Annotated in this window: 20 protein-coding genes; 5 read left to right on the top strand and 15 right to left on the bottom strand. The window is 35.0% G+C overall.

All coding sequences use genetic code 11. From position 1 onward, the window contains the following. The first annotated feature begins 15 nt into the window (after positions 1-15). Positions 16-855 carry a mechanosensitive ion channel family protein gene (locus OD90_RS06770; RefSeq protein ID WP_144668246.1) on the top strand — a complete coding sequence of 280 codons (840 nt, stop codon included), beginning with the start codon at positions 16-18 and terminating at the stop codon, positions 853-855. 43 nt (positions 856-898) lie between these two features. Here the strand turns inward: OD90_RS06770 and tsaB are convergent, their stop codons facing one another. The 3 genes from tsaB to OD90_RS06785 are packed head-to-tail and all read right to left on the bottom strand — an operon-like array spanning position 899 to position 4328. Then, positions 899-1576, bottom strand: coding sequence for a tRNA (adenosine(37)-N6)-threonylcarbamoyltransferase complex dimerization subunit type 1 TsaB (gene tsaB / locus OD90_RS06775; protein ID WP_144668248.1), 678 nt, complete (start codon positions 1574-1576; stop codon positions 899-901). Between the two features lie 11 nt (positions 1577-1587). Further along, complete coding sequence (locus tag OD90_RS06780) at positions 1588-2871, bottom strand: efflux RND transporter periplasmic adaptor subunit (RefSeq protein ID WP_144668250.1); 1284 nt, start codon at positions 2869-2871, stop codon at positions 1588-1590. 5 nt (positions 2872-2876) lie between these two features. Beyond that, entirely contained in the window at positions 2877-4328 is a 1452-nt protein-coding gene (locus OD90_RS06785; RefSeq protein WP_144668252.1) for a TolC family protein, read from the bottom strand. Positions 4329-4705: 377 nt separating this feature from the next. Between OD90_RS06785 and OD90_RS06790 the strand changes: the two genes are divergently transcribed. Further along, a complete protein-coding gene (locus OD90_RS06790; protein ID WP_144668254.1) occupies positions 4706-5032 on the top strand; it encodes a hypothetical protein in 327 nt (108 codons plus the stop codon). Positions 5033-5136: 104 nt separating this feature from the next. Continuing rightward, entirely contained in the window at positions 5137-7362 is a 2226-nt protein-coding gene (locus OD90_RS06795) for a TonB-dependent receptor (RefSeq protein ID WP_144668256.1), read from the top strand. A gap of 96 nt (positions 7363-7458) precedes the next feature. On the opposite strand, the gene OD90_RS06800 is transcribed toward OD90_RS06795, so the two are convergent. The 9 genes from OD90_RS06800 to cyoE form a co-directional block, all read right to left on the bottom strand. Next, entirely contained in the window at positions 7459-9948 is a 2490-nt protein-coding gene (locus OD90_RS06800; protein ID WP_144668258.1) for an outer membrane beta-barrel family protein, read from the bottom strand. Positions 9949-10096: 148 nt separating this feature from the next. After that, positions 10097-10351 carry a hypothetical protein gene (locus OD90_RS06805; RefSeq protein ID WP_144668260.1) on the bottom strand — a complete coding sequence of 85 codons (255 nt, stop codon included), beginning with the start codon at positions 10349-10351 and terminating at the stop codon, positions 10097-10099. 3 nt (positions 10352-10354) lie between these two features. Next, positions 10355-10897 (bottom strand): DUF420 domain-containing protein, encoded by a 543-nt coding sequence (locus OD90_RS06810; RefSeq protein WP_144668262.1) that lies wholly within the window; start codon positions 10895-10897, stop codon positions 10355-10357. Positions 10898-10899: 2 nt separating this feature from the next. Next, entirely contained in the window at positions 10900-11634 is a 735-nt protein-coding gene (locus OD90_RS06815) for an SCO family protein (RefSeq protein ID WP_144668264.1), read from the bottom strand. A gap of 3 nt (positions 11635-11637) precedes the next feature. Continuing rightward, complete coding sequence (locus tag OD90_RS06820; protein WP_144668266.1) at positions 11638-12324, bottom strand: hypothetical protein; 687 nt, start codon at positions 12322-12324, stop codon at positions 11638-11640. Positions 12325-12467: 143 nt separating this feature from the next. Beyond that, a complete protein-coding gene (locus OD90_RS06825) occupies positions 12468-12851 on the bottom strand; it encodes a cytochrome C oxidase subunit IV family protein (protein ID WP_144668268.1) in 384 nt (127 codons plus the stop codon). Between the two features lie 70 nt (positions 12852-12921). Then, positions 12922-13899: a cytochrome c oxidase subunit 3 gene (locus OD90_RS06830; RefSeq protein ID WP_144668270.1), complete on the bottom strand. Its 978-nt coding sequence runs from the start codon at positions 13897-13899 to the stop codon at positions 12922-12924. 177 nt (positions 13900-14076) lie between these two features. Continuing rightward, a complete protein-coding gene (locus OD90_RS06835; RefSeq protein WP_144668272.1) occupies positions 14077-14658 on the bottom strand; it encodes a heme-copper oxidase subunit III in 582 nt (193 codons plus the stop codon). 1 nt (position 14659) lies between these two features. After that, a complete protein-coding gene (cyoE, locus tag OD90_RS06840) occupies positions 14660-15553 on the bottom strand; it encodes a heme o synthase (RefSeq protein WP_144668274.1) in 894 nt (297 codons plus the stop codon). A gap of 164 nt (positions 15554-15717) precedes the next feature. Here cyoE and OD90_RS06845 point away from each other — a divergent pair, with 164 nt between their 5' ends. Both OD90_RS06845 and OD90_RS06850 read left to right on the top strand, forming a co-directional pair. After that, positions 15718-16599 (top strand): MBL fold metallo-hydrolase, encoded by an 882-nt coding sequence (locus OD90_RS06845; protein WP_144668276.1) that lies wholly within the window; start codon positions 15718-15720, stop codon positions 16597-16599. Between the two features lie 4 nt (positions 16600-16603). Further along, on the top strand, positions 16604-16966 hold the full coding sequence (locus tag OD90_RS06850) for a glyoxalase (RefSeq protein ID WP_144668278.1): 363 nt from the start codon (positions 16604-16606) through the stop codon (positions 16964-16966). Positions 16967-16974: 8 nt separating this feature from the next. Here the strand turns inward: OD90_RS06850 and OD90_RS06855 are convergent, their stop codons facing one another. The 3 genes from OD90_RS06855 to OD90_RS06865 all read right to left on the bottom strand — a co-directional run bounded on the left by OD90_RS06855 (position 16975) and on the right by OD90_RS06865 (position 20551). Then, entirely contained in the window at positions 16975-17244 is a 270-nt protein-coding gene (locus OD90_RS06855) for a hypothetical protein (protein ID WP_144668280.1), read from the bottom strand. Between the two features lie 289 nt (positions 17245-17533). After that, positions 17534-19660: a gliding motility protein RemB gene (locus OD90_RS06860; RefSeq protein ID WP_144668282.1), complete on the bottom strand. Its 2127-nt coding sequence runs from the start codon at positions 19658-19660 to the stop codon at positions 17534-17536. 96 nt (positions 19661-19756) lie between these two features. Further along, a complete protein-coding gene (locus tag OD90_RS06865; protein WP_144668284.1) occupies positions 19757-20551 on the bottom strand; it encodes an energy transducer TonB in 795 nt (264 codons plus the stop codon). Positions 20552-20704: the final 153 nt, after the last annotated feature.

Here is a 20704-nt window from a genome sequence, read left to right on the forward strand (position 1 = left end):
CAAAAAAATGAATACATGGATAATTTAAGTGAATATCAAGAACATATAGATCAAGCCATAAAATGGGTATGGGATTTTGCTCCCAAGCTATTAAGCGCATTTCTTTTATTATTTATAGGGTTTTATGTAGTCCGATTTATCAAAAAACTCGTACACCGCTTTTTTGAAAAAAAGGATTATGATCCTACTTTAGAAAAATTTATCGCAGACCTTATAAATTGGACGCTAAAAATTGTACTCATAGTCCTTGTGATTACACAGTTGGGCGTACAAACCGCTTCCCTAGTAGCAATTATAGGAGCAGCAGGACTTGCAGTAGGTTTAGCCCTACAGGGATCATTAGCTAACTTTGCAGGTGGAGTTCTCATCTTACTGCTGCGTCCTTTCAAAATGGGCGATTTTATAAAGGCTCAAGGTCAAGAAGGAACTGTAAAAGAAATTACTATTTTCCAAACAAAGCTCCTCACCTTTGGGAACCAAATAGCGATAATACCCAACGGTCAACTTTCAAATGAGACCATTGTAAACTTCACAGAAGAAGGATTAAGAAGAGAAGCTCTTACCTTTGGAATAGGTTATGATGACAATATAAAAACAGCAAAGGATGTCTTATTGAATCTTGTAAATGAGCAAAAAGAAGTATTACAACTTGAAGATAAAAAACCTGTAGTTGTAGTATCTGAACTTGGCGATAGTAGTGTGAACTTATCTGTCAGGTATTGGGCAAAAAATGAAGACTTTTGGAATTTAAGGTGGATAATTCTTGAAGAAGGAAAAGCACGATTAGAGGCCGCTGACATTACGATTCCTTTCCCACAAAGAGATGTGCATTTATATAGCACTGAAAAGAACTAATTCATCTAAAAAATCCCGCTTTGAAGCGGGATTTTTGTTTTTCTTAGTTAGCACTAGGCTTTCCTGCAATAAAATCTTTTAAGTAGTAAGGTTCAAAATAAGCCAGATCTTCAAAGTCTTTTGCCTCAAATTTTTCTTGAGCCAAGACTGCAAGTTGTACTGCAGATGGTAATTCATCAGGCAGAAATCTTGCATTTGTTGAGGTACAAACCTCTTTAAATTTAGAAACTCCATTCCCTATAAAGTAAACTAAACCATTAGATAGCTCTTTATCAAAAGAACTATCTTCTAAAATCTGCGCCTCTGTTTGTCTTAGTCTGGTGCCTTGATGATCATAGATCGCGCTATAAACCTCCATTCTACGAGCATCAAGCATAGGTACAACTAGCTCGTCTTTACTTATATTTACTTTTACAGATAGTGATTGTAAAGTCTCTACAGCTATTAATGGTATGTCCAAGGCATAACTCAAACCTTTTGCAGCAGAAACCCCTATACGTAGTCCCGTATAGCTCCCTGGACCTTTACTCACTGCAACCGCACAGAGTTGTGCTTTATCTACTTTCGCGGAAGCGAGAACCTCTTCAATATAAATATGTAATCGCTCTGCGTGAGAATATTTTTGTGCGTTGTCTTCTTTATAAGCTACAACTTGCCCATTCATAGACAAAGCCACCGAACAATTTGTGGTGGCTGTCTCTAGATTTAAAATGTATCCCATAGTACTTATTTCTAATCTTCCTCAGGTATTATGACAGCATCACTTTTTACTTCAATCTTATCTCCTGTTTTTAGAGATTTTGTTACAGTACTATAAGGACCTGTAATGATAAAGTCTCCTTCCTCTAAGCCAGTCACTATTTCTATATTAGAATCATCTTGAATTCCCGTAGTAACTACCCTCAATTTTGCTTCATCTCCATCTTTTACAAAAACGCATTCATACTTTTTGTCAAGGCCAGAAGATCCAATTTGAGGTGTAACACTTCTTGTTGAACTTGTATCTGACTTCACTACAATAGCACTGATAGGTGCTGCAAGAATATCTTGACGCTTCTTTGTAATAATATCTACAGTAGCAGTCATTCCTGGTCTGAATGGAGAATAAGAAGCTTTTTTACCTTCTAGTAAATCTTTGTAAGAATCTTCAAGAATCCTCACTTTTACCTTAAAATTTGTTACTTGATCTGCTGTTAAAGTTGACTCCGCAGAGTTTGCGATTTCTGTTACGATACCTGTAAATTTCTTTTTTAAATAAGCATCTACTTCCACAAGTGTAGAGTCTCCAACTTGTATTTTTACAATATCATTTTCATTAACATCAACCTCAACCTCCATATTTTGAAGATTTGCCACTCGAACAATTTCTGTTCCTGCCATCTGGGCAGTACCTACTACTCGCTCACCTAACTCCACATTAAGCTTAGAGATTGTACCATCTCTAGGCGCAAAAATAGAAGTTCTTCCAAGATTATCTGTAGCTTGTTTTACTTGAGCAGCAACACTTCTAACATTATAATAAGCACTTTGTTGGTTTGCCTGTGCTATCTGTAAATCTGATTGTGCACGCTCAAAGTCTGCTTTTGAAATTACCCCTTTTTCATATAAAGGCTTATTACGTTCAAAGGTTAGTTTCGCCTGGTTTAGGCTCGCCTCTGCTTGTGATAAACCCGCTCGGCTGTTTTGTAAAGCAGCTCTACTCTGGCTTACTGCCGCTTGTACTAAGTCAGGATTTATCTTTACAAGTAAATCACCTTTTTGAACATCCTGACCTTCTCGTATAGGCAGTTCAATGATCTCACCAGATACTTCAGAAGAAAGCTTCACCTCAACCTCAGGTTGAATTTTACCTGTTGCAGCAACGGTTTCTACGATGGTAGACCGCTCAAGTTTTGCTGTTTCTACTTCTTTAAAATTACCAGATTTACCAAAAGCTCCAGATTTTTTACCTACGATTAACGCAAGGATTAGAATTACAGCAATACCTAATATTATAAATAATGTTTTTTTACTCATTTTGGTTAGAATTTAAGTTCGGTTACAGGAACTCCAAAATAGAGCTCCAATACCTTTATGCGGAAAATATAATCGTATTTTGATCGTGCTAGTTCTATTTGAGCATTATCATATCTTAATTTGCTCTGGCTAAAATCGAAAGCATTTGTAAGTCCTACATCATAGCGATCTTTCGCATATTGATACGCAAGTTCTTGGGACTCAAGAGCAGTTTTTGCAGCTTCATAACTCTCCTTTGCTGCTTTAGCATCTGTATACGCTTGATAAACAGCAACTCTTAGGTTTTGCTCTGCGAGTTCTTTTTGAAACTCTGAACGCATCACATTTACCTCGCTTCGTTTTACTTGATTGCGTGTACTCCATCCGTTAAAAATAGGTACGTTAAGAGAAAGTCCATATGAAATACCATCATTAAGATAAAGCTGTTCAAAAAACGGTAATGGTCCTATGGCGTTGCCTCCTATTATATTAGGATCTAAGCTATTTACAACCTCACCACCTTCTGTAACTCCAATAGGATTTCCTTGAACGAAAGGCTCATTTGGGTCTATAACCACATCAAAACCGCTGTCTCTATTAGACTCTCTTGTATTATAGTTGAAAAAACCATCTAATGTTGGAAAAAAACCTGTCTTACTTATTTCTAAATCTTTACGTGCAATCTCCTCATTTTGAGTGGCGATTTTGATATCATATCGGGTGTCCTTAGCAGTAGCAATGAGTACTTCTGCCTCTGTATTTAAAATTTCTTCGCCACGCACCTGATAATTTGCATCTGCGATATCAAAATTTGCAAAGTCTTTTAAATTTAATAGTTGTGCCAAATTTACCAAACCTATTTGTACAGCATTCTCGCTAGATACGATACGCTGTATTTCATTTGCGTTTGTTGCCTTTATCTCCAGTAAATCTCCTCGTGGTAAAACACCGCCTTCTACAAGTTCTTGAGTACGTTCAATTTGCTGTTGTGTCACCGCATTTTGAGACACTACTACTTTAGCACTCTCCTTTGCTAATAGCACTTGAAGGTAAGCGACTGCAACATTTAAAGCAATATCATCTTTAAGTTTTGAAATATTATAGTCTGCGGCAATTCTAGAAAGTTCTGCCCTATCAAGTACCTTATGGTTTCTAAAACCATTAATAATCCTAACGCCTGAGCTTATAGAAAAAGAAGAGTTACGGGTTTGCTGTGTTTCTAATACACCTGTCAACACATTTTGAGTAAGACCAGTTTGCCAACTATTGTTAGCAGAGCCATTAAGGTTAGGTAGAAAGTTACCCACAGCATCAGATTTATCTATAGCTGCACTTTCCAGATCTAATTCTGTCTGTTGTATACTTATATTGTTTGCAAGTGCATATTGTACGCATTCCTGTAGCGTCCATTTTTTCTGTTGCCCAAAAGCTACACTCGACACTGTAGCTATAAAACAAAGTAGAAGTAATTTTTTCATAATCTTGGTTGATGTCAATATGACTACCCAAAGTGTAGATTGTTACAAATTTTATTATAATTTTTTTCTTATTGAGGTTACGCTTTCGCGAAAGCGGACTCTAGTGTGATTAACTCGAAGAACATATTTAAAATTGATTAGGAGATTAAAAGACATTTGATTTGATTTGATTTTCAATTTTAAACCTACACTCCAAAAAAAATTATAAATAAGAACCTCAAGCCTATCAATTACGTATATTTTTGAGTAACCCATCAATATTCTGAATACTGAATCCATTTTCACATATATCAAAAAAAACTATTGCAGTTACTTTCATTATTGTGGGACTTGTACTTCTTCCAAGGTTAAGTGATTTGCTTTTCAATTTTGGGCATATGCTGAGTCACACAATTATTCATCATCAATCGAGTAATGATTCACATCACCATCACTCTCACAAAACCGTAGATCATTCACATAAAGTTCTTTCACTTTTAAAATTTACTCCAACTATTCAAAGTGTGATAGACGGTCAACCTGAGTCAATTATAAGTTTAAAGTTTGACAGGTTTGTCACAAATGAAATTGATCAGGATAAAATAGATATACTATTTGTTTTAAGGAAAAATAACTGGAGATATAGAGTCTCTGAATACCAATGGCTTATAAAAAAGTCAATTCCTCCCCCGCAAATTCCTCATTTTGCAATCATTCGTTCCTAAATTAAGGAACCCTTTATAATTGTTAGGCTTCTATCCTTATCAGCTCACGTCTTGAGATGATCAAAGAAGCCCTTGCATGGTTACAATTAATTAAATATTAAATTATGAAAATGATGATTGGAGCTTTATTGCTCCTTATCGCTGCGCCTTTATATGGCCAATCTGTAACAGGTTACGTCCTGGATGACAATAATAATCCTTTAGAAAATGTAATTATCTTCAATACAAATTCAGAAAAACATAGTCATACAAATGCAACTGGCTTTTTTAGCATCAACAATACAAATGCTGGAGATTCTTTGTATTTTTCTAACTTGGGGTATGAAACTCATATTTATGTATTGACTAATAGAGATGAAGAAAAGACATTCACAATAGTGCTTGAGCCTAAATCTTTCTCACTAGATCAAATTGTACTTGTTTCTGAAGTTAATCAATTGAGTAAGATCGTAGACATTGATGTGCAAAATAACCCTGTAAAATCATCTCAAGAAATACTGAGAAAAGTTCCTGGGTTAATCATAGGCCAACATGCCGGAGGTGGGAAAGCAGAACAAATTTTCTTGAGAGGCTTTGACATTGATCATGGTACTGATCTAGCGCTAAGTGTAGATGGATTGCCTGTTAACATGGTCTCCCATGCACATGGTCAAGGATATTCTGACTTACATTTTGTAATCCCAGAAACCATACAGAATATTGAATTTGGCAAAGGACCTTTTTACGCAGAACATGGTAATTTTACAACTGCTGGATACATAGATCTTAAGCTTAAAGATGTTGTAGAAGAGAATCTGATAACTTTAGAAGTAGGACAATTTAATAGCAAAAGATTAGCAGGCCTTTTTCCAGTTCTCAATAAAACAAATAGTTCTTTATATCTCGCATCAGAGATTACACTTACAGATGGTCCATTTGAATCACCGCAAAACTTTAACAGGCTTAATTTATTGAGTAAGTACGTGTATTCTATACCTGGAGAACAAGAACTTGATGTAACACTCTCGCATTTCCAGAGTAAATGGGATGCATCTGGTCAAATTCCAGAACGTGCTGTAGCATCAGGTCTTATAAGCCGTTTTGGTGCCATAGACGATACAGAAGGAGGTTTTACAAGTAGGAGTAACTTGAGTATAGATTATTCTAAAAACATTAATGATCATAACTCTTTTAAAACCGCTGCTTTTTTATCAAAATATGATTTTGAGTTATATTCCAATTTTACTTTCTTTTTAGAAGACCCAATCAATGGTGATCAAATTAGACAAAAAGAAGACAGAGTATTAATGGGTGTAAGTAGCGTTTTTGAAAGAAAAAATCTAACCTTAGGAAACTTTGATGTTGATTATAATACCGGAGTAGGATTGCGATATGACGATGTAAATGATGTTGAATTGTCCCGTACAAAAAATAGAAAAGAGACTTTAGAGTATCTATCTCTGGGGGATGTAGATGAGCTTAATGGCTTTGGATTCTTTAATATTGATTTTAATATGGGTGATTGGAAATTCAACCCATCGCTTAGAGTAGACTATTTTAAATTTGATTATATAAATGCACTAAGCACATTATATGATCATAGGAGTGAGAGTAAGGTCGCTGCAAGCCCTAAATTTAATATTATTTATTCTCCATCTAGTAAAGTTCAGTATTTCGTTAAATCAGGAATAGGATTTCATTCAAATGACACCCGCGTGGTAGTTGCAAATGAAGGTGAAGATATCTTACCTGCTGCGTATGGTCTGGATATAGGTACTATTTTAAAACCCGTAGACCGTTTAGTACTTAACGCAGCAGTTTGGAATTTACACTTAGATCAAGAATTTGTATATGTGGGAGATGCTGGTATAGTAGAGCCTAGCGGTAAGTCTAGAAGATTAGGAGTAGAGTTTGGTGCCAGATATCAATTTAATGATTGGTTGTATGCTTATTCAGATATTAACTATACACACGCCAGAAGTGTTGATGAACCTGATGGAGAAGATTTTATCCCACTTGCTCCAGACTTCACTGCAGTAGGAGGAATTAATATAGAAAATTTAGGTGCATTTTCTGGATCATTAGCTTATCGTTATATTGATGATAGACCTGCAAACGAAGACAATTCTATCGTTGCTGAAGGCTATTTTATCATAGATATGAATGTTAACTACAGAAGAGGAAATTGGACATATGGTATCGTTATTGAAAATCTATTTGACACCGAGTGGAATGAAACACAATTTGCCACAGAAAGTAGACTAGCTTCTGAGGCTCAAAGCGTAGAAGAAATTCATTTTACCCCTGGAGTTCCCTTCTTCCTTAGAGGAAAAATCTCCGTGAGCTTTTAATTTTATCTGACAAGTAATTATAAATGCGCTTTCGCGAAAGCATAAAAAGCCCCGTCACTATGTGTAACGGGGTTTCTAGTTTATTACTAAAAAAAACTATCCTTCAAACTCATTATCATCACCATCATTAGAACGACCTCCTCGTTGACGTTGTTTCTTTTGGTTAAAACGATAGGTGAACGACAAGTTCACGGAACGTACTCTCCACTGAAATTCACTATCACTTGTAAATCGAACAGTGTCTGTAAAAGATCTTCTCTTAGCCGAGTTAAATACATCTCTAACATTTAGTCCTATTGTACCGTTATCATTAAGTATGTCCTTGCTAAAAGCAATATTTAAAAATAATAACCCTTCTGTTTCTGTTTGTGCATTATTGCTAGGACCTCTATAGAAAGCTGTCGTTTGCCAATCAATTTTATAAGGTAAGCTCACTTTTGCACTTCCTCGTGCAAAATAACTAGTGTTTTTTGCACCATAATCAACCTCATTAAAAGCTCCTTCTGTTTTGAACTGAAAAAAGTTAAAGCTTCCATTTAATCTCAACCATTTTTTAGGATTATACAAAAGACCAGCCTCAAAACCAATACGCTCATTCGTACTCAAATTAATAGGTAGTCTTCTAATAATTGGAGTATTATTAGATGTTACCTCCCCTGTATCTTCTTGAATAAACTCAAAAGAATCTGTCTCATTTTGATAATAAACAGATGAGGTAAGTGTTAGTTTTTTCCAACGTTTTAAATACCCTACATCAAATGCATTTGCAAATGCAGGACGTAGCGATGGATTTCCTTGGAAAACGTTTGCCTCGCTTGACCTTGATGGGAAAGGATTAACAAAAAATCCTCTAGGTCTGTTAATCCTACGATTATATCCTACAGTTACATTTTCTCGTTCTCCTAATTCATATGTTAGATTTAACGTTGGGAATAACCCATCGTAGGTATTATCAAAATTGAGGTCAAAACCAAGATTATTTTGATCTACTACAGCATCTACTTCACCCTTTTGCTGCGTACTCTCATACCTTAATCCAGCTAAGAAAGAAAACTGCCCAAATTTATTCCCATACTGGGTGTAAAGTGCGTGAACATTTTCATCATAAGTAAAAATATTACTCAGATTATTATTTCTCACAAAAGATCCTCCGGTAAAAAACTGTTCCTCTAATGTATAGTCTGTTACGGTTTTTTCTAGATTACCTCTGTAACCAGCTTCAAATTGTGCATTTTCCCCTATAGGCAACACATAATCAATTTGAGACAAATATTCTGTTTGATCTTCTATTTGAGCGATATTCTCTGCTGGCAGCAATGCATCCTCTGGAAAGATAATGCGTTCATCTATATAAGAAAGCTCCTCTTCTTCATCTTGGGCAAATTGAAATGCAGCTGTTAGTTCATGGCCATCATTATCAAATTTAGTTACATAATTAAGTGAAAACTGATAACTCAAATCTTCTTCATTCTCTGTTTCTATACGAGATCTTGATGTGGTACGATCATTTGTTGCATTAAATTCATCTGTGATATTGTCCGTAGAGGATTGATTATCTCCAAGTCTTAAAAAAACACTTCCGGTTATAGAGGTCTTATCGCTCAAAAAATATTCTATCCCTAGATTTGTATTAAACCCACCACGCTCTCTATCAAAATTTCTTTTTTCTCGTATTACTCGATCGATAGCTCCTGTACGCGTATTGTCTCCATCTAGTTCAAAAAATGTATTCTCAGCAAAGGAATTTCCTGGGGATTTACGTTTACTATAGCCTGTAGTGTTGAAAATATTAAAGTTATCTGTACGTAAATTAATGTTTCCTGTTACACCGTATGTAAGAGGATCTCCTATGTTTGTTTGGATTGATCCGTTTAGACCTAAAGTCTTTTCTTTTTTCAAAATTATGTTAAGGATACCTGCTGTACCCTCTGCATCATATCTTGCAGAAGGCGATGTAATCACTTCTACTCGTTCAATAGCATCTGCAGGGAGTTGCTGCAAAGCATCTGTAGATCCAAATCCGGCAATAGCAGAAGGTTTTCCGTTAATTAAGATACGCACATTGCCATTTCCTCTCAAAGCTATCGCTCCATCTACATCAACTGTAACCGATGGTACATTACTTAATGCATCACTCACAGTAGCTCCACTAGTGGTAAGGTCTTTTCCTATATTATATATTTTTTTATCTAATCTTACTTGAACCTCTGTGGTTTCTGCTCTTACAACTACTTCATCTAAAGATTGAGAATCTATAGAAAGCGTTTGTGTAGGTAGTATTGTGCTTTCAAATAATTGTTGTCCACGGAGTATTTTAGGTTCAAAAGAAATAAATTCAAACTTTACGTCATATATACCAGCAGGAACTTCTATAGCATAGCTTCCATTTGGATCTGTGATTCCACCAGTTACAATCTTCCCGTCACTATTTGTAAATGATACAGTAGCGTACTCCATAGGAGTATTTACTTCTGCCTCTAACACCTTCCCTGAAACAGTAACATCTTTAGGTGCTTTGTTAGTAGGGTTTTGACTAAAAACTGACAGTGCACAAATTGAAAATACCACTGTAAAAAATTTCTTCATAGCTTAAAATTTAGAAGTCTCAAAAATTTGGACTCACAAATTAAGCATAGGTAAAGTTAGGCTATCGCCAATTTTTTGTTAAACAACTTCCAGTAAATGTGAAATGATGACTACTTTCTTACTAAATTACTTTGTCACTATAATCGCCTTATAATTCACCTTGGTTAGATTTTGTTTTAGATTTATAGACAAAATAAAAAACACCTCCTACTAAGATATAAGGAATGATCATTAAATATTTGATTCCGTTATTAATGCCTTTGGCTGTACTGTTATCTTCCTCAGATTCTAGCACTGCACGACACATCGCGCATTGTGTTGTAGAGGTTGTTGTTGCATATACGTTCGCTTTCGCGAAAGCGAAAAATAAAAACACAAATAAGAGCAGCCTCAAATTTTTCATTTCTTACACGTAATATGGAGAAATCATTAAGTACACCACCACTCCAGTAATCGCAACATAGAGCCAAATAGGAAAAGTAATTCTTGCTATTTTTCTGTGCTTATCAAAACGTTGTGCTAATGCTCTAACATAAGTAATGAGTACAAGAGGTATGATGATTATAGATAGCGCAATGTGGCTTATTAGTATGAATAAATAAATATAGCGTATCAAGCCCTCCCCACCGAATGATGTGGAGTCTGACGTCATGTGATATGCCACATACATTAGTAGGAAAAGAACTGAGAGTGTGATGGCAATTTTCATCAAATACTCATGTGTTTTTCTTTTACCTTTTTTTATAGCTATGACACCAAATATTAAGACTATAGCTGTGAGACCATTTATTCCAGCATATATAGGTGGCAAAAAACTAAGAGGTTCTACATCAAAACCAAAATCTTTCAGTTTTATTGTAAATAATGCGGCAACTGCCACGGGAATAACAACAGATAATACTATTATCCATATTTTGTATCTCTTCTCTGTATCTGACAGCGTGCTCATAATTATTGAAGTAATTTTTGAATATCTTCTACTAAAATATCAATTTCTGAGGTTTCACCTCCTTCTGGCACCTGGGCATCCATAGGTACGAAACCTCTATAATAGGGCTTTGGATTACCGTAAGGATCTAATCTAGATCTAATAAATCCATTTTTATCAATAAGCGCAAATAAACCTGAATGGTATAAATCTTTTTCATCTCCCTCTTCATTTGTAGCAAGATAAAAACCTTCATTAGAGAGTTTTCTTATTTGAGCACGGTCCCCTGTCATAAAATGCCAGTTAGGGTTTGTTACGTCGTAACTTTTCTTGTATGCTTTAAGAACAGCTGGAGTATCATGTTCTGGATCTATGGAGAAGCTAGCAATCCCGAAGTCATTTCTTCCCTCAAATTTTTTTGATATAGACTTTAGATTATGACTCATGGGTATACAAATATCTGTACACCTCGTGAAGAAAAATTCTACCAGATATACTTTTCCTTTATAGTCAAGGTTTGAAATGGTATCTCGATCTTGATTTAAAAACTCGAAATCAGGTACTTTTCTATCAATGCCATTTTGATTAATATACACTAGCCCATCTGGTGCATTATTAATTAACTCACCGCCTTCTTGATGCATACGTCCTCCACGGGATATATCATCATTTATAATTCTTTGATATATTTTAGGCAGTACTATGATTCCAAAAATGAGAACAATAGCTGCTATACCTATGTAAGTATTTTTTCTCATCACCTATTTGCTAGTTGATCTACGCTGCTCTATTTTAGGGCTCGCGTTGTTGTTCTTTTTTAACGCTAATCTATACTCAGCTAATAATATTTTTACATCATCTTTAAGGTATCCCATCTCTACAGCTTGTGTAAAGTCGTACCCAAATTTATTAGCTTTTTTCTCTTGATGACCAGAACGTAGTGAAAGATTTTTATCAATTACAAATACATCTGGATGCCCACCATCTGACATTAATGTGAGGCCTGTATCTAAACTTTGGAAGTGCTTTGCAACTTGTGTTTTGTTTGCTATGATAAACCTCATCTTTGAAGTGTCAAATATTCTTGATAGCTCTTCTTCGAGTGCTTTAAGAACCTGTTCACTACCCTCATTAACAAATAACACTAATTGAAAATCGTCATAGCGTTCAAAATATTTGAAGATCATTAAATTCAAATTTGCTGTATAACCAGGATTTGTCTTAAGACCATCACCTAAATAACCAACAAGTGTGATGTGATTATCAAACGTAAGTGCAGTGTCTGCTGTGGGGCCTACATTGTATTCTTGTGACTCAAAATGCTGTATATCCATTACCTTTTCATTGAGTAGCGGTAAGTTTGCAAAATTGTAGATACCAGAAGCAAAAAAGAGATAAGCTACTATAGGCAACACAAAAAGAGATATAAGAACTAATTTCTTTTTCATAGACTGCAAAGATAAATCTCAATACCTAAATCTTATTGTAATGATTTCAATATTTGTGAAATCATTGGATAAGCACCCAGTGTTAATTTGGTTCTAAAACAGTTGTATAAAAAAAGCGGCTCTAAAGCCGCTTTACTATTTAATTAAAAGTCCCAACTTTGAAACCCTGTATTATACACGTCAAAAATATAATCACCCTCTGTAAGTAATATAAATACTAGGTAGCATATCAAAAAGATAGCTGTCCAGACTACTGCTCTACGCAACCCTTTTACTTCATCTCGCATGTGCATAAAATCCCACGTAATATAATAGGCTTTTACGATTGTAAGGATGATAAACACCCAGTTAAGGAGTTTCATTCTTATAAAAGTTGTTTCTAGTAGAAACGCTGGCTTATAAATACCTAATACAACTTCAATTGCTGTAACTAGTGTAAGGAATATAAGAACACCCCATATTTTTTGAGTATTATTCTTAAATTTTAAAGTCCCTCTAAAAATTGCAAGTTTATGTTCGTGTGCCATTTTAATCTTATTTAGTTTTCAAAAAACTATATCTGTTTTAATTGTAGCGATGTCGCTAGGTCTTATGGAATTATACTAGGTAGAAAAAGGTAAATACAAATACCCAAACAAGATCTACAAAGTGCCAGTACAACCCTACTTTTTCAACCATCTCATAATGTCCTCTTCGCTCATATGTTCCTAGAACCACATTAAAGAATATTATTATATTAATTAATATTCCAGAAAACACGTGAAAACCGTGGAAACCTGTGATAAAGAAAAAGAAATCTGCAAATAGTGGTGCGCCATATTCATTATGTCTCAAGTTTGCACCTTCTACAACTAACAATCCATCTTTGGCTAGTTTTTCTAACGAAGCCTCTCTAGAAAGCACTGTTTTCTCACCTTCATCTGTGAGTGTTTGTATACGTATCAATGCATTAGGAGTAGCAACAAAACCAGCTTTAACTTCTTCAATAGAATAAGTTGTTGGCGTGGCCTCTTCATCATACCAAACACCATTCTTACTCAAATGCTGCTCGCGCTCACCTACAGCAGGAATTGCAAAATCTGCAAGTGCCATGCGTTTACCATCTGTATCTACAAATTGTAGAATTTTTCCTCCTTTTGTTTCTACAGCACCATAATCTCCTTTAATAAAAGTAGCCCACTCCCATCCTTGTGATCCAACGAAGATAATACCTCCTATAATCGTTAAAAACATATAAAAAGCAACGCTTTTATGTTTTAAGTGATGTCCTGCATCTACTGCAAGAACCATCGTTACAGAAGACATAATAAGTACAAACGTCATAAATGCCACATAAATCATCGGGAAATTCCCGTGAATAAATGGCACGTGCGTAAATACTTCGTCTGCAATAGGCCAAGCATCTATAAATTTAAATCTTGAAAAACCGTAAGCGGCTAGAAAGCCAGAAAAGGTCAATGCATCAGAAACGATGAAAAACCACATCATCATCTTTCCATAGCTTGATCTAAGTGGCTCGTTACCACCACCCCAGGTGTTTTCCTCAGCGTTGTTGTGTGTCACAGTTGTGTCCATTCGTTGGAATTGGTTAATTTAATGGTTGCAAAAATAAGTATTTTATACTCGGCTTTCAATACTTGAATGCCGATTTATAATGGTTTTAGATACGCTTTCGCGAAAGCAAACTTCTCTCCATAATTTTTTCTCTTTCTCAAAAATAATATAGATGGCTCTACTACATTGTGATTACCACTATTTTGTCACATATAATAACACAAAAAGGAATACCCATAATAGATCTAAAAAATGCCAAAATGTTACTCCTAAGGATAAACCTAAATAATCTGTGGGGGTATACTTACCTCTTAATTGATTGATAAGAATAACTAATAAGGATATAAAACCTGCAATTACATGTGCTATATGTACTGCAATAATTAGAAATAAAAATGTCGTAGTGATATTACTAGAAGCACCGGTAAAATAATAGCCCTGCTCTTGAAAAGCTGAAAATCCAGCAAATTGTGATACTACAAAACCTATCCCTAATGCTATTGTAACTACTAGTAATCCAGTACCTAATTGAGACTTTCCTGATATGATTGCATTTTTTGCTAAATGTATAGTAACACTACTCACCAAAATTAGTAATGTAGAGATGATTAAAGCAACAGGAAAATCATAATTTTCTAACCAGTCTCTACGCTCCATACTTACGATATAAGCACTCGTGAGGCCAGCAAATGTCATACATAAACTTATGATGCCAAACCAAAGCATTTGCTTTTTAGCTCGGTCTTGTTTTAGTTTTTCTCCTCCTTTGGTATAATCCATACTATCTCAAAAATTTATCTACCACAAAAACTATTTGTAATAAAGTAATATAGGTTACACTTGAAAGCATTAACCTTTTTGCTGTTTTAGCGTCACGATTTTGATATAACTTTATAGCCCAATACAACATAAATAAACCTAAAGCCCCCACTATAACAGCAGATATTGGAGATAAAAATAAGGACCCCGTTACTCCAAATGCTGGAACGATAGATATTAAGACTGTCCATATGGTGTATAATACTATCTGGAGTGCAGTACCCGTATCACGTTTACCTGTGGGTAACATTGCAAAACCTCCCTTTTTATAATCATCATACAAAAACCACCCAATTGCCCAAAAATGTGGGAATTGCCAGAAAAATTGAATCATAAACAATGTGCCTGGCTCTATACCAAAGTTATTAGTTGCTGCTACCCATCCCAGCATGTATGGAATCGCTCCAGGAAAGGCACCCACAAAAACAGAAAGTGGTGTTTTTGTTTTGAGAGGTGTATACAATAACACGTACATAAATATAGAGATTCCTCCAAACATGGCTGTCTGAGGATTGATATACCATAAAGTGCCTAATCCCAATAAAGTAAATCCAATTGCAATTGTCAAAGCCATTGTCACAGACATCCTCCCGGAAGCAACTGGCCTGTTTTTTGTTCGGTCCATCAAAGCATCAAGATCTCTCTCTAGCACTTGATTATATGCATTAGACGCTCCAACCATAAAATACCCTCCTACTGCAAGCAGGAAGACAATAAACCAGTCTATGTGTTCTGCTGCAAGAAAGTATCCAGCAACACTAGAAAATACGACACTTATAGACAAGCGCATCTTTGTGATTTCTTTGAAATCGTACCAGCTAGAATAAGTTTGTGTATGAACAGCCACGTCGCTCAAAAACAGATATTTTAAGATTTTTTTAAGTCGTGCAAAGATACTGCCCAAAAGCAATGTGTACAACTCATAAAAATTGAAAGTAAATGATAAGGTCGTGTTAAAATAACGCTTTCGCGAAAGCGCAACTCCTAACTTAGATTCTTATCACAATAAAAGGTTATAATATGAAATATTTATTTTTGATTTCAGCAATACTTTTGACATCTATTATCTCTGCTCAGGGACGTTTTGATGCTATAGAAATAACCACAGAGAGGGTTACTGATCACATTTTCATGCTAAAAGGTGCAGGTGGAAATATTGCAATTTCTACAGGTAAAGATGGTGTATTTATGATTGACGATCAATTTGCTCCTTTAAGTAATAAAATCATGGCTGCTATTAGTAACGTTTCAGACCTGCCTGTTAAGTTTCTTATAAATACACATTTTCATGGAGATCATTCTGGAGGGAATGCAAATTTTGAATCTAGTGGGGCAATCATTATAGCTCATGATAATGTACGAGAAAGATTATCCAATAATGATGACACATCAGAAGCTGGACTACCGATTATAACCTTTAGCAAGGATGCAACTTTTTATCAAAACGGTGATGACATTTTTCTTACTCATGTGCACAATGCACATACAGATGGAGATGCACTTGTTTACTTTGCACAAAGCAATGTACTACACACGGGTGATACTTTTTTTAATGGTAGATTTCCTTACATAGATCTTGCTAGTGGCGGAAGCATTACAGGGGCTATCGTTGCTGCAAAAAAAGGGTTAATGCTTATAAATGATACTACAAAAATAATTCCTGGTCATGGAGACCTAGCCACAAAAGGTGATTATCAAAAATATCACGATATGCTCGAAGCCGTTTCAGATACTATCTCTAAAGCTATAAGTAATGGCCAGACAGAAGATCAAGTTGCAGCAGACAAGTCATTAACAGAAGCTTATTTTACAGATAAAGAAACTAAAAACGATTTTATCTCTGGCGAAAAATTTAGACGCACCGTATATAAAAGCCTTAATGAATCTTTGAAAAAAAGCTAATATTATGAATTTAACAGTTGGCTCTATACGCCCTTTTATTGGCGCTCGCGATTATAAAACTTCTAGAGCCTTTTATAATACTATCGGTTTTGAAGAAAAAGTCATTTCTAGAGATATGTCAATTTTTAAATTAAAAAACTGTTCTTTTTATTTACAAGATGCCTATGTAAAAGATTGGATAGACAATAGCATGATATTTCTAGAGGTAATAGAACTTGATGAATATCTAGCAAAACTTAAAGTGCTCGATTTACCATCACTATTTAAAGGAGTTCGGATTTCAGAAATCGTTAAAAAAGATTGGGGCCGAGAATTTTTCTTACACGATCCATCTGGGATTCTATGGCATATAGGTTCATTTTATTAGAAAAAAAGCTACTCCACAACATATTCTATCGAATCATAAACAAGCCCTGACCAACCGTAATCTGATGCTTGCTTTTTAAATTTGAGCCCTATAAGTTGTGCTCCTTGATATCCTTTAGAAGAGTCAATTTTTATTTTTACAGCATCTTTTTCGGAGATAACTAGACATAGCTTACCGCAAAACGAACTTCCATAAGCATTTACAACTAAATAATCTTGACCAAATATCTCTTCGCGCATCTCATAATAATAATCTACTTCTGGACTTTCTTTTATCAAACGATATAACTCGGCTTGATAAGCTTTACTGCTATAAACATTTTTGGATAAAATGAAATTACTCTGGGTATTACTACAATTCTTTTCTTCGCAAGAAAAAAAGCAAAGAAATACCACTACCCTAATTAAAACTCTTTTGGATAACATCGATTAAAAATAAAATAAAGTAGTAGTGTTCCATAGATAGAACGGATTGTAAGACAAGTTAGTATTAACCGAGAATTTAGTATAGAATATTTAATCTAACGGAGAGAGTAGTATACTACTTTAGAGTTAAGTGTAAAATGATTTAATAATCATAATACCAATTAAACAAATCTGTTCTAAATCCGATATTTACCCATAGAGTATTAGTATCAAATGTTTGAACATCTTGAATTTCAGATTTGAAATCTCTAAATATTGGGTTTATATACACTTTTAGATTTGTGGCTGGATTTATTAGGTAGCCCATTTCTAGATCTGCATGAAAGGATTTTACTTTGTTACCCTGAAAAAAATCGATGCCGTTATCAGAGGGGCGATTTTCATCACTTCCATAAATACTTCCTCCGTAATACACATCATTTATGTCCCCAATCTCAAACCCCCGTGTTCCAAAAATAACTTTTGCACTCCCATACCACCTATGGTACTCATATCTAGCAATCCCAATGAGTTCTTTAAAATTAGCTCCCCATTGGTGCGCTAACGACTGATTTGCATGACCATAATTTAATTGGATTTCGTTATTTGAATACACATACGGTCTTACTTGATTATATTCACCTTGCAGGGTTAGGTTTTGTACACCAAAAGCATCGTAATATTTTGCTCCAAACTGAAAGCCTTGTTTGTTTTTGTAACTTCCATTTGATCCTAAGATATCACTACCTGAAAATTCATCAATAACTATTTGACCGTAAAAGTTCAAATGATTATTAAATTTATACTTCCCTGTCAAGCCAATCAATGCATTTCCACCCCTTGACCCTGTAGAAAATTCGATCGCTCTATAAAAAATTACGGGGTTTAAATAATTGAAATCAAAGCCGCGATCATTTTCATCATCCCATAGCACTGACTCAAAGAAACCAAGGTTCAACTTCTTGCTTACATTCCAACTCAAATAATGATTACTCATGTATTTTGTTCTAAATGAACCATCGGCGGTTACCTCCGGTCTTACATCTCTTAAAGATGTCCACGTGTTTGTGTACTTTATTTTCCAAAACTTTGTATTTAATTTTAAGTAAGGAAAATAACTTGTATTATCACTGAGTAATAATGACCTGTAGCCATCTCCTACAAATTGTTTTCCGTGACCTAATTGTACATTAAAAAATTCATTAGGTGTGTAAGAAATATATCCCTCGGCAGTGGGGTAATCAAAATCACCTTTTCTACCTTCTTTTGCAATACCTCTACCTGGGACGATACCTGGATTACCACCATCTGGACGCAATGACCTTATAATATCGTTATAGTATTGTGCAAAACGACCTTGGCTTTCATAAACAGCTGCAAAGAAATTTATTTTTTTTCCTAAACCACCTTGCACAAATACGGCTCTGGTATTGTTGTAAGTGAAAGAGTTTTTCTTTAACTCATCTGTTTCGTAGCCCAATTGTAGATCTGCAGCTGGATCAAGAGTGATCCAATAATTATCTCCTTGAATTTGCACCATATGCTCATTGTACCATTTTCTACCTAGCCATGTAGTTTTTGGTTTTCTGAGTATTGCTGCTTTTTCTGTAAAATCATAATAAGGATCTACCGAGCTATATAAGAAGGGTTTACTTGCTGTATGTGTGTTTACACCTACACTGTTTAATTCCTGATCAAAACGACTATAGATTTGATGTGATAAAGGAATATTTAAATGACTTTTAGATTCATTCTTTAAATCGAAAATTTTATTCTGAATACGATCATACTCTGTCTGTAATTTGTTTTCGGTAGCATTTACATCTGGTTTATTGAGTCTCGGAGAAGCACCAGTACTTTCCATAAGGTTTGACTCAATCTTATTTCGCGAAAGCGGCAGCAACACAGGTAAACTAAATTGCATATACGTAGCTTCGCTATTATAGGTCGCTGGCTCGATAACTGGGAGTAAATCAAATACTTCTTGTGCAGCTATTTTGAGTTCTTTATATATCGCATCTGTATATAATAGTCTAAATTTACCTTCTCTTGTCACTTCAAATAATAAAACTATTTTTCCTTCGAACTGCTCTTGAAATACTTTGTCTGGAACTTTGAGATTTTTAGTTATAAAATCAACAATTGTTTGATTAAAGCAGTCTGGTAATCTATTTATAGAAGCGTCTTTACACTCTTGAAATACAGGGTATTTTTCAAAGTCGCTTAACACTACTTGTGCATTACTTAATACACTTATTAAAAACAGAAAAGCGGCCACCTTATTTCTCATAAAGAAAGATTAAATATAAAGCGAAAGATAGCATTTTTAGCCTAAAATATCCCGCTACTTTCATAACGGGATTAAGCGTATTTATATTCTATAAGGCTACTCTTGTATTTTGAAATTAATAGGTAATGAAAACAAAACTTCGACATTTTTACCACCTTGTTTTCCTGCGATCATATCTGGAAGTAACGAAGTCACTCGTTTAGCCTCTTCCTCCAATTTATTATGAGGCCCCCTTGCCACGACATCAACCACTTTACCTTCCGCATTAATTTTAAAAGTAACAAAAATCCTATTAGCTCCCTCTAGCCCAAGACCTTCTCCTTTTTCTGTTCTAAAGCGTTTAGAGACAAATTTTGAAATTTTACTACTCATACAGTCCCGACGCTCTCTATTATCTGACAGGCCTTCACATCCAGGAAATAATGGAACCTGCTCGACTAAAGAAAAAATGGTTGTTTCTGGCTCCGACTCATCTAGTTTACCAATAAAATCTACCATACCAGGTTCAACCATAGGTTCATCTGTGGGATCCATAAAATCAATAGGACTATCAACCATAAATAGATCATCGGTGATTTTTGGATCTTTATCTAACACCTTTGATGTTTCTGGACGTTTTGACTTTTGAAATTTTTGGGCTTTAAGGACCTCCCTTTCTACCTGCACTTGATCTATGGTAAAAATTTCTTCTACAGGATCAGGCATTCTAGGCTCTAAGATAGCCTTTTGCGGCATACGCATCTCAATAAGGAAGATGGCTGTTAAAAGTGCTAAGATTAACCCAATTTGAAAATGAAGGGTAGGGTTTCTTCGTAAATTTACAGCGCGTTTGCTTGTTGATGTGTAAATGCTGTTTTGGCGAACAGCTTTACTTTCTTGTGATTTTCTCATAAGATATAGTTTTAAAATGTTGAACAATTCTTAAAACGAATCAACAAGTGAGCCAAAAAAGGGTTGCCATACATACGGCAACCCTTTATTTTTTCTCAAAAGGTCTTAAATAGAGAAAACCCACTTCTCTAAGAGAAATGGGTTTTAAATTTT

This window comes from Dokdonia sp. Hel_I_53, assembly GCF_007827465.1.
Classification (GTDB): domain Bacteria; phylum Bacteroidota; class Bacteroidia; order Flavobacteriales; family Flavobacteriaceae; genus Dokdonia.

Coding starts and splice junctions, on each gene's coding strand:
- OD90_RS06770 (WP_144668246.1), top strand. CDS start 16: ATGGATAATTTAAGTGAATATCAAGAACATATAGATCAAGCCATAAAA.
- tsaB (WP_144668248.1), bottom strand. CDS start 1,576: ATGGGATACATTTTAAATCTAGAGACAGCCACCACAAATTGTTCGGTG.
- OD90_RS06780 (WP_144668250.1), bottom strand. CDS start 2,871: ATGAGTAAAAAAACATTATTTATAATATTAGGTATTGCTGTAATTCTA.
- OD90_RS06785 (WP_144668252.1), bottom strand. CDS start 4,328: ATGAAAAAATTACTTCTACTTTGTTTTATAGCTACAGTGTCGAGTGTA.
- OD90_RS06790 (WP_144668254.1), top strand. CDS start 4,706: ATGCTGAGTCACACAATTATTCATCATCAATCGAGTAATGATTCACAT.
- OD90_RS06795 (WP_144668256.1), top strand. CDS start 5,137: ATGAAAATGATGATTGGAGCTTTATTGCTCCTTATCGCTGCGCCTTTA.
- OD90_RS06800 (WP_144668258.1), bottom strand. CDS start 9,948: ATGAAGAAATTTTTTACAGTGGTATTTTCAATTTGTGCACTGTCAGTT.
- OD90_RS06805 (WP_144668260.1), bottom strand. CDS start 10,351: ATGAAAAATTTGAGGCTGCTCTTATTTGTGTTTTTATTTTTCGCTTTC.
- OD90_RS06810 (WP_144668262.1), bottom strand. CDS start 10,897: ATGAGCACGCTGTCAGATACAGAGAAGAGATACAAAATATGGATAATA.
- OD90_RS06815 (WP_144668264.1), bottom strand. CDS start 11,634: ATGAGAAAAAATACTTACATAGGTATAGCAGCTATTGTTCTCATTTTT.
- OD90_RS06820 (WP_144668266.1), bottom strand. CDS start 12,324: ATGAAAAAGAAATTAGTTCTTATATCTCTTTTTGTGTTGCCTATAGTA.
- OD90_RS06825 (WP_144668268.1), bottom strand. CDS start 12,851: ATGGCACACGAACATAAACTTGCAATTTTTAGAGGGACTTTAAAATTT.
- OD90_RS06830 (WP_144668270.1), bottom strand. CDS start 13,899: ATGGACACAACTGTGACACACAACAACGCTGAGGAAAACACCTGGGGT.
- OD90_RS06835 (WP_144668272.1), bottom strand. CDS start 14,658: ATGGATTATACCAAAGGAGGAGAAAAACTAAAACAAGACCGAGCTAAA.
- OD90_RS06845 (WP_144668276.1), top strand. CDS start 15,718: ATGAAATATTTATTTTTGATTTCAGCAATACTTTTGACATCTATTATC.
- OD90_RS06850 (WP_144668278.1), top strand. CDS start 16,604: ATGAATTTAACAGTTGGCTCTATACGCCCTTTTATTGGCGCTCGCGAT.
- OD90_RS06860 (WP_144668282.1), bottom strand. CDS start 19,660: ATGAGAAATAAGGTGGCCGCTTTTCTGTTTTTAATAAGTGTATTAAGT.
- OD90_RS06865 (WP_144668284.1), bottom strand. CDS start 20,551: ATGAGAAAATCACAAGAAAGTAAAGCTGTTCGCCAAAACAGCATTTAC.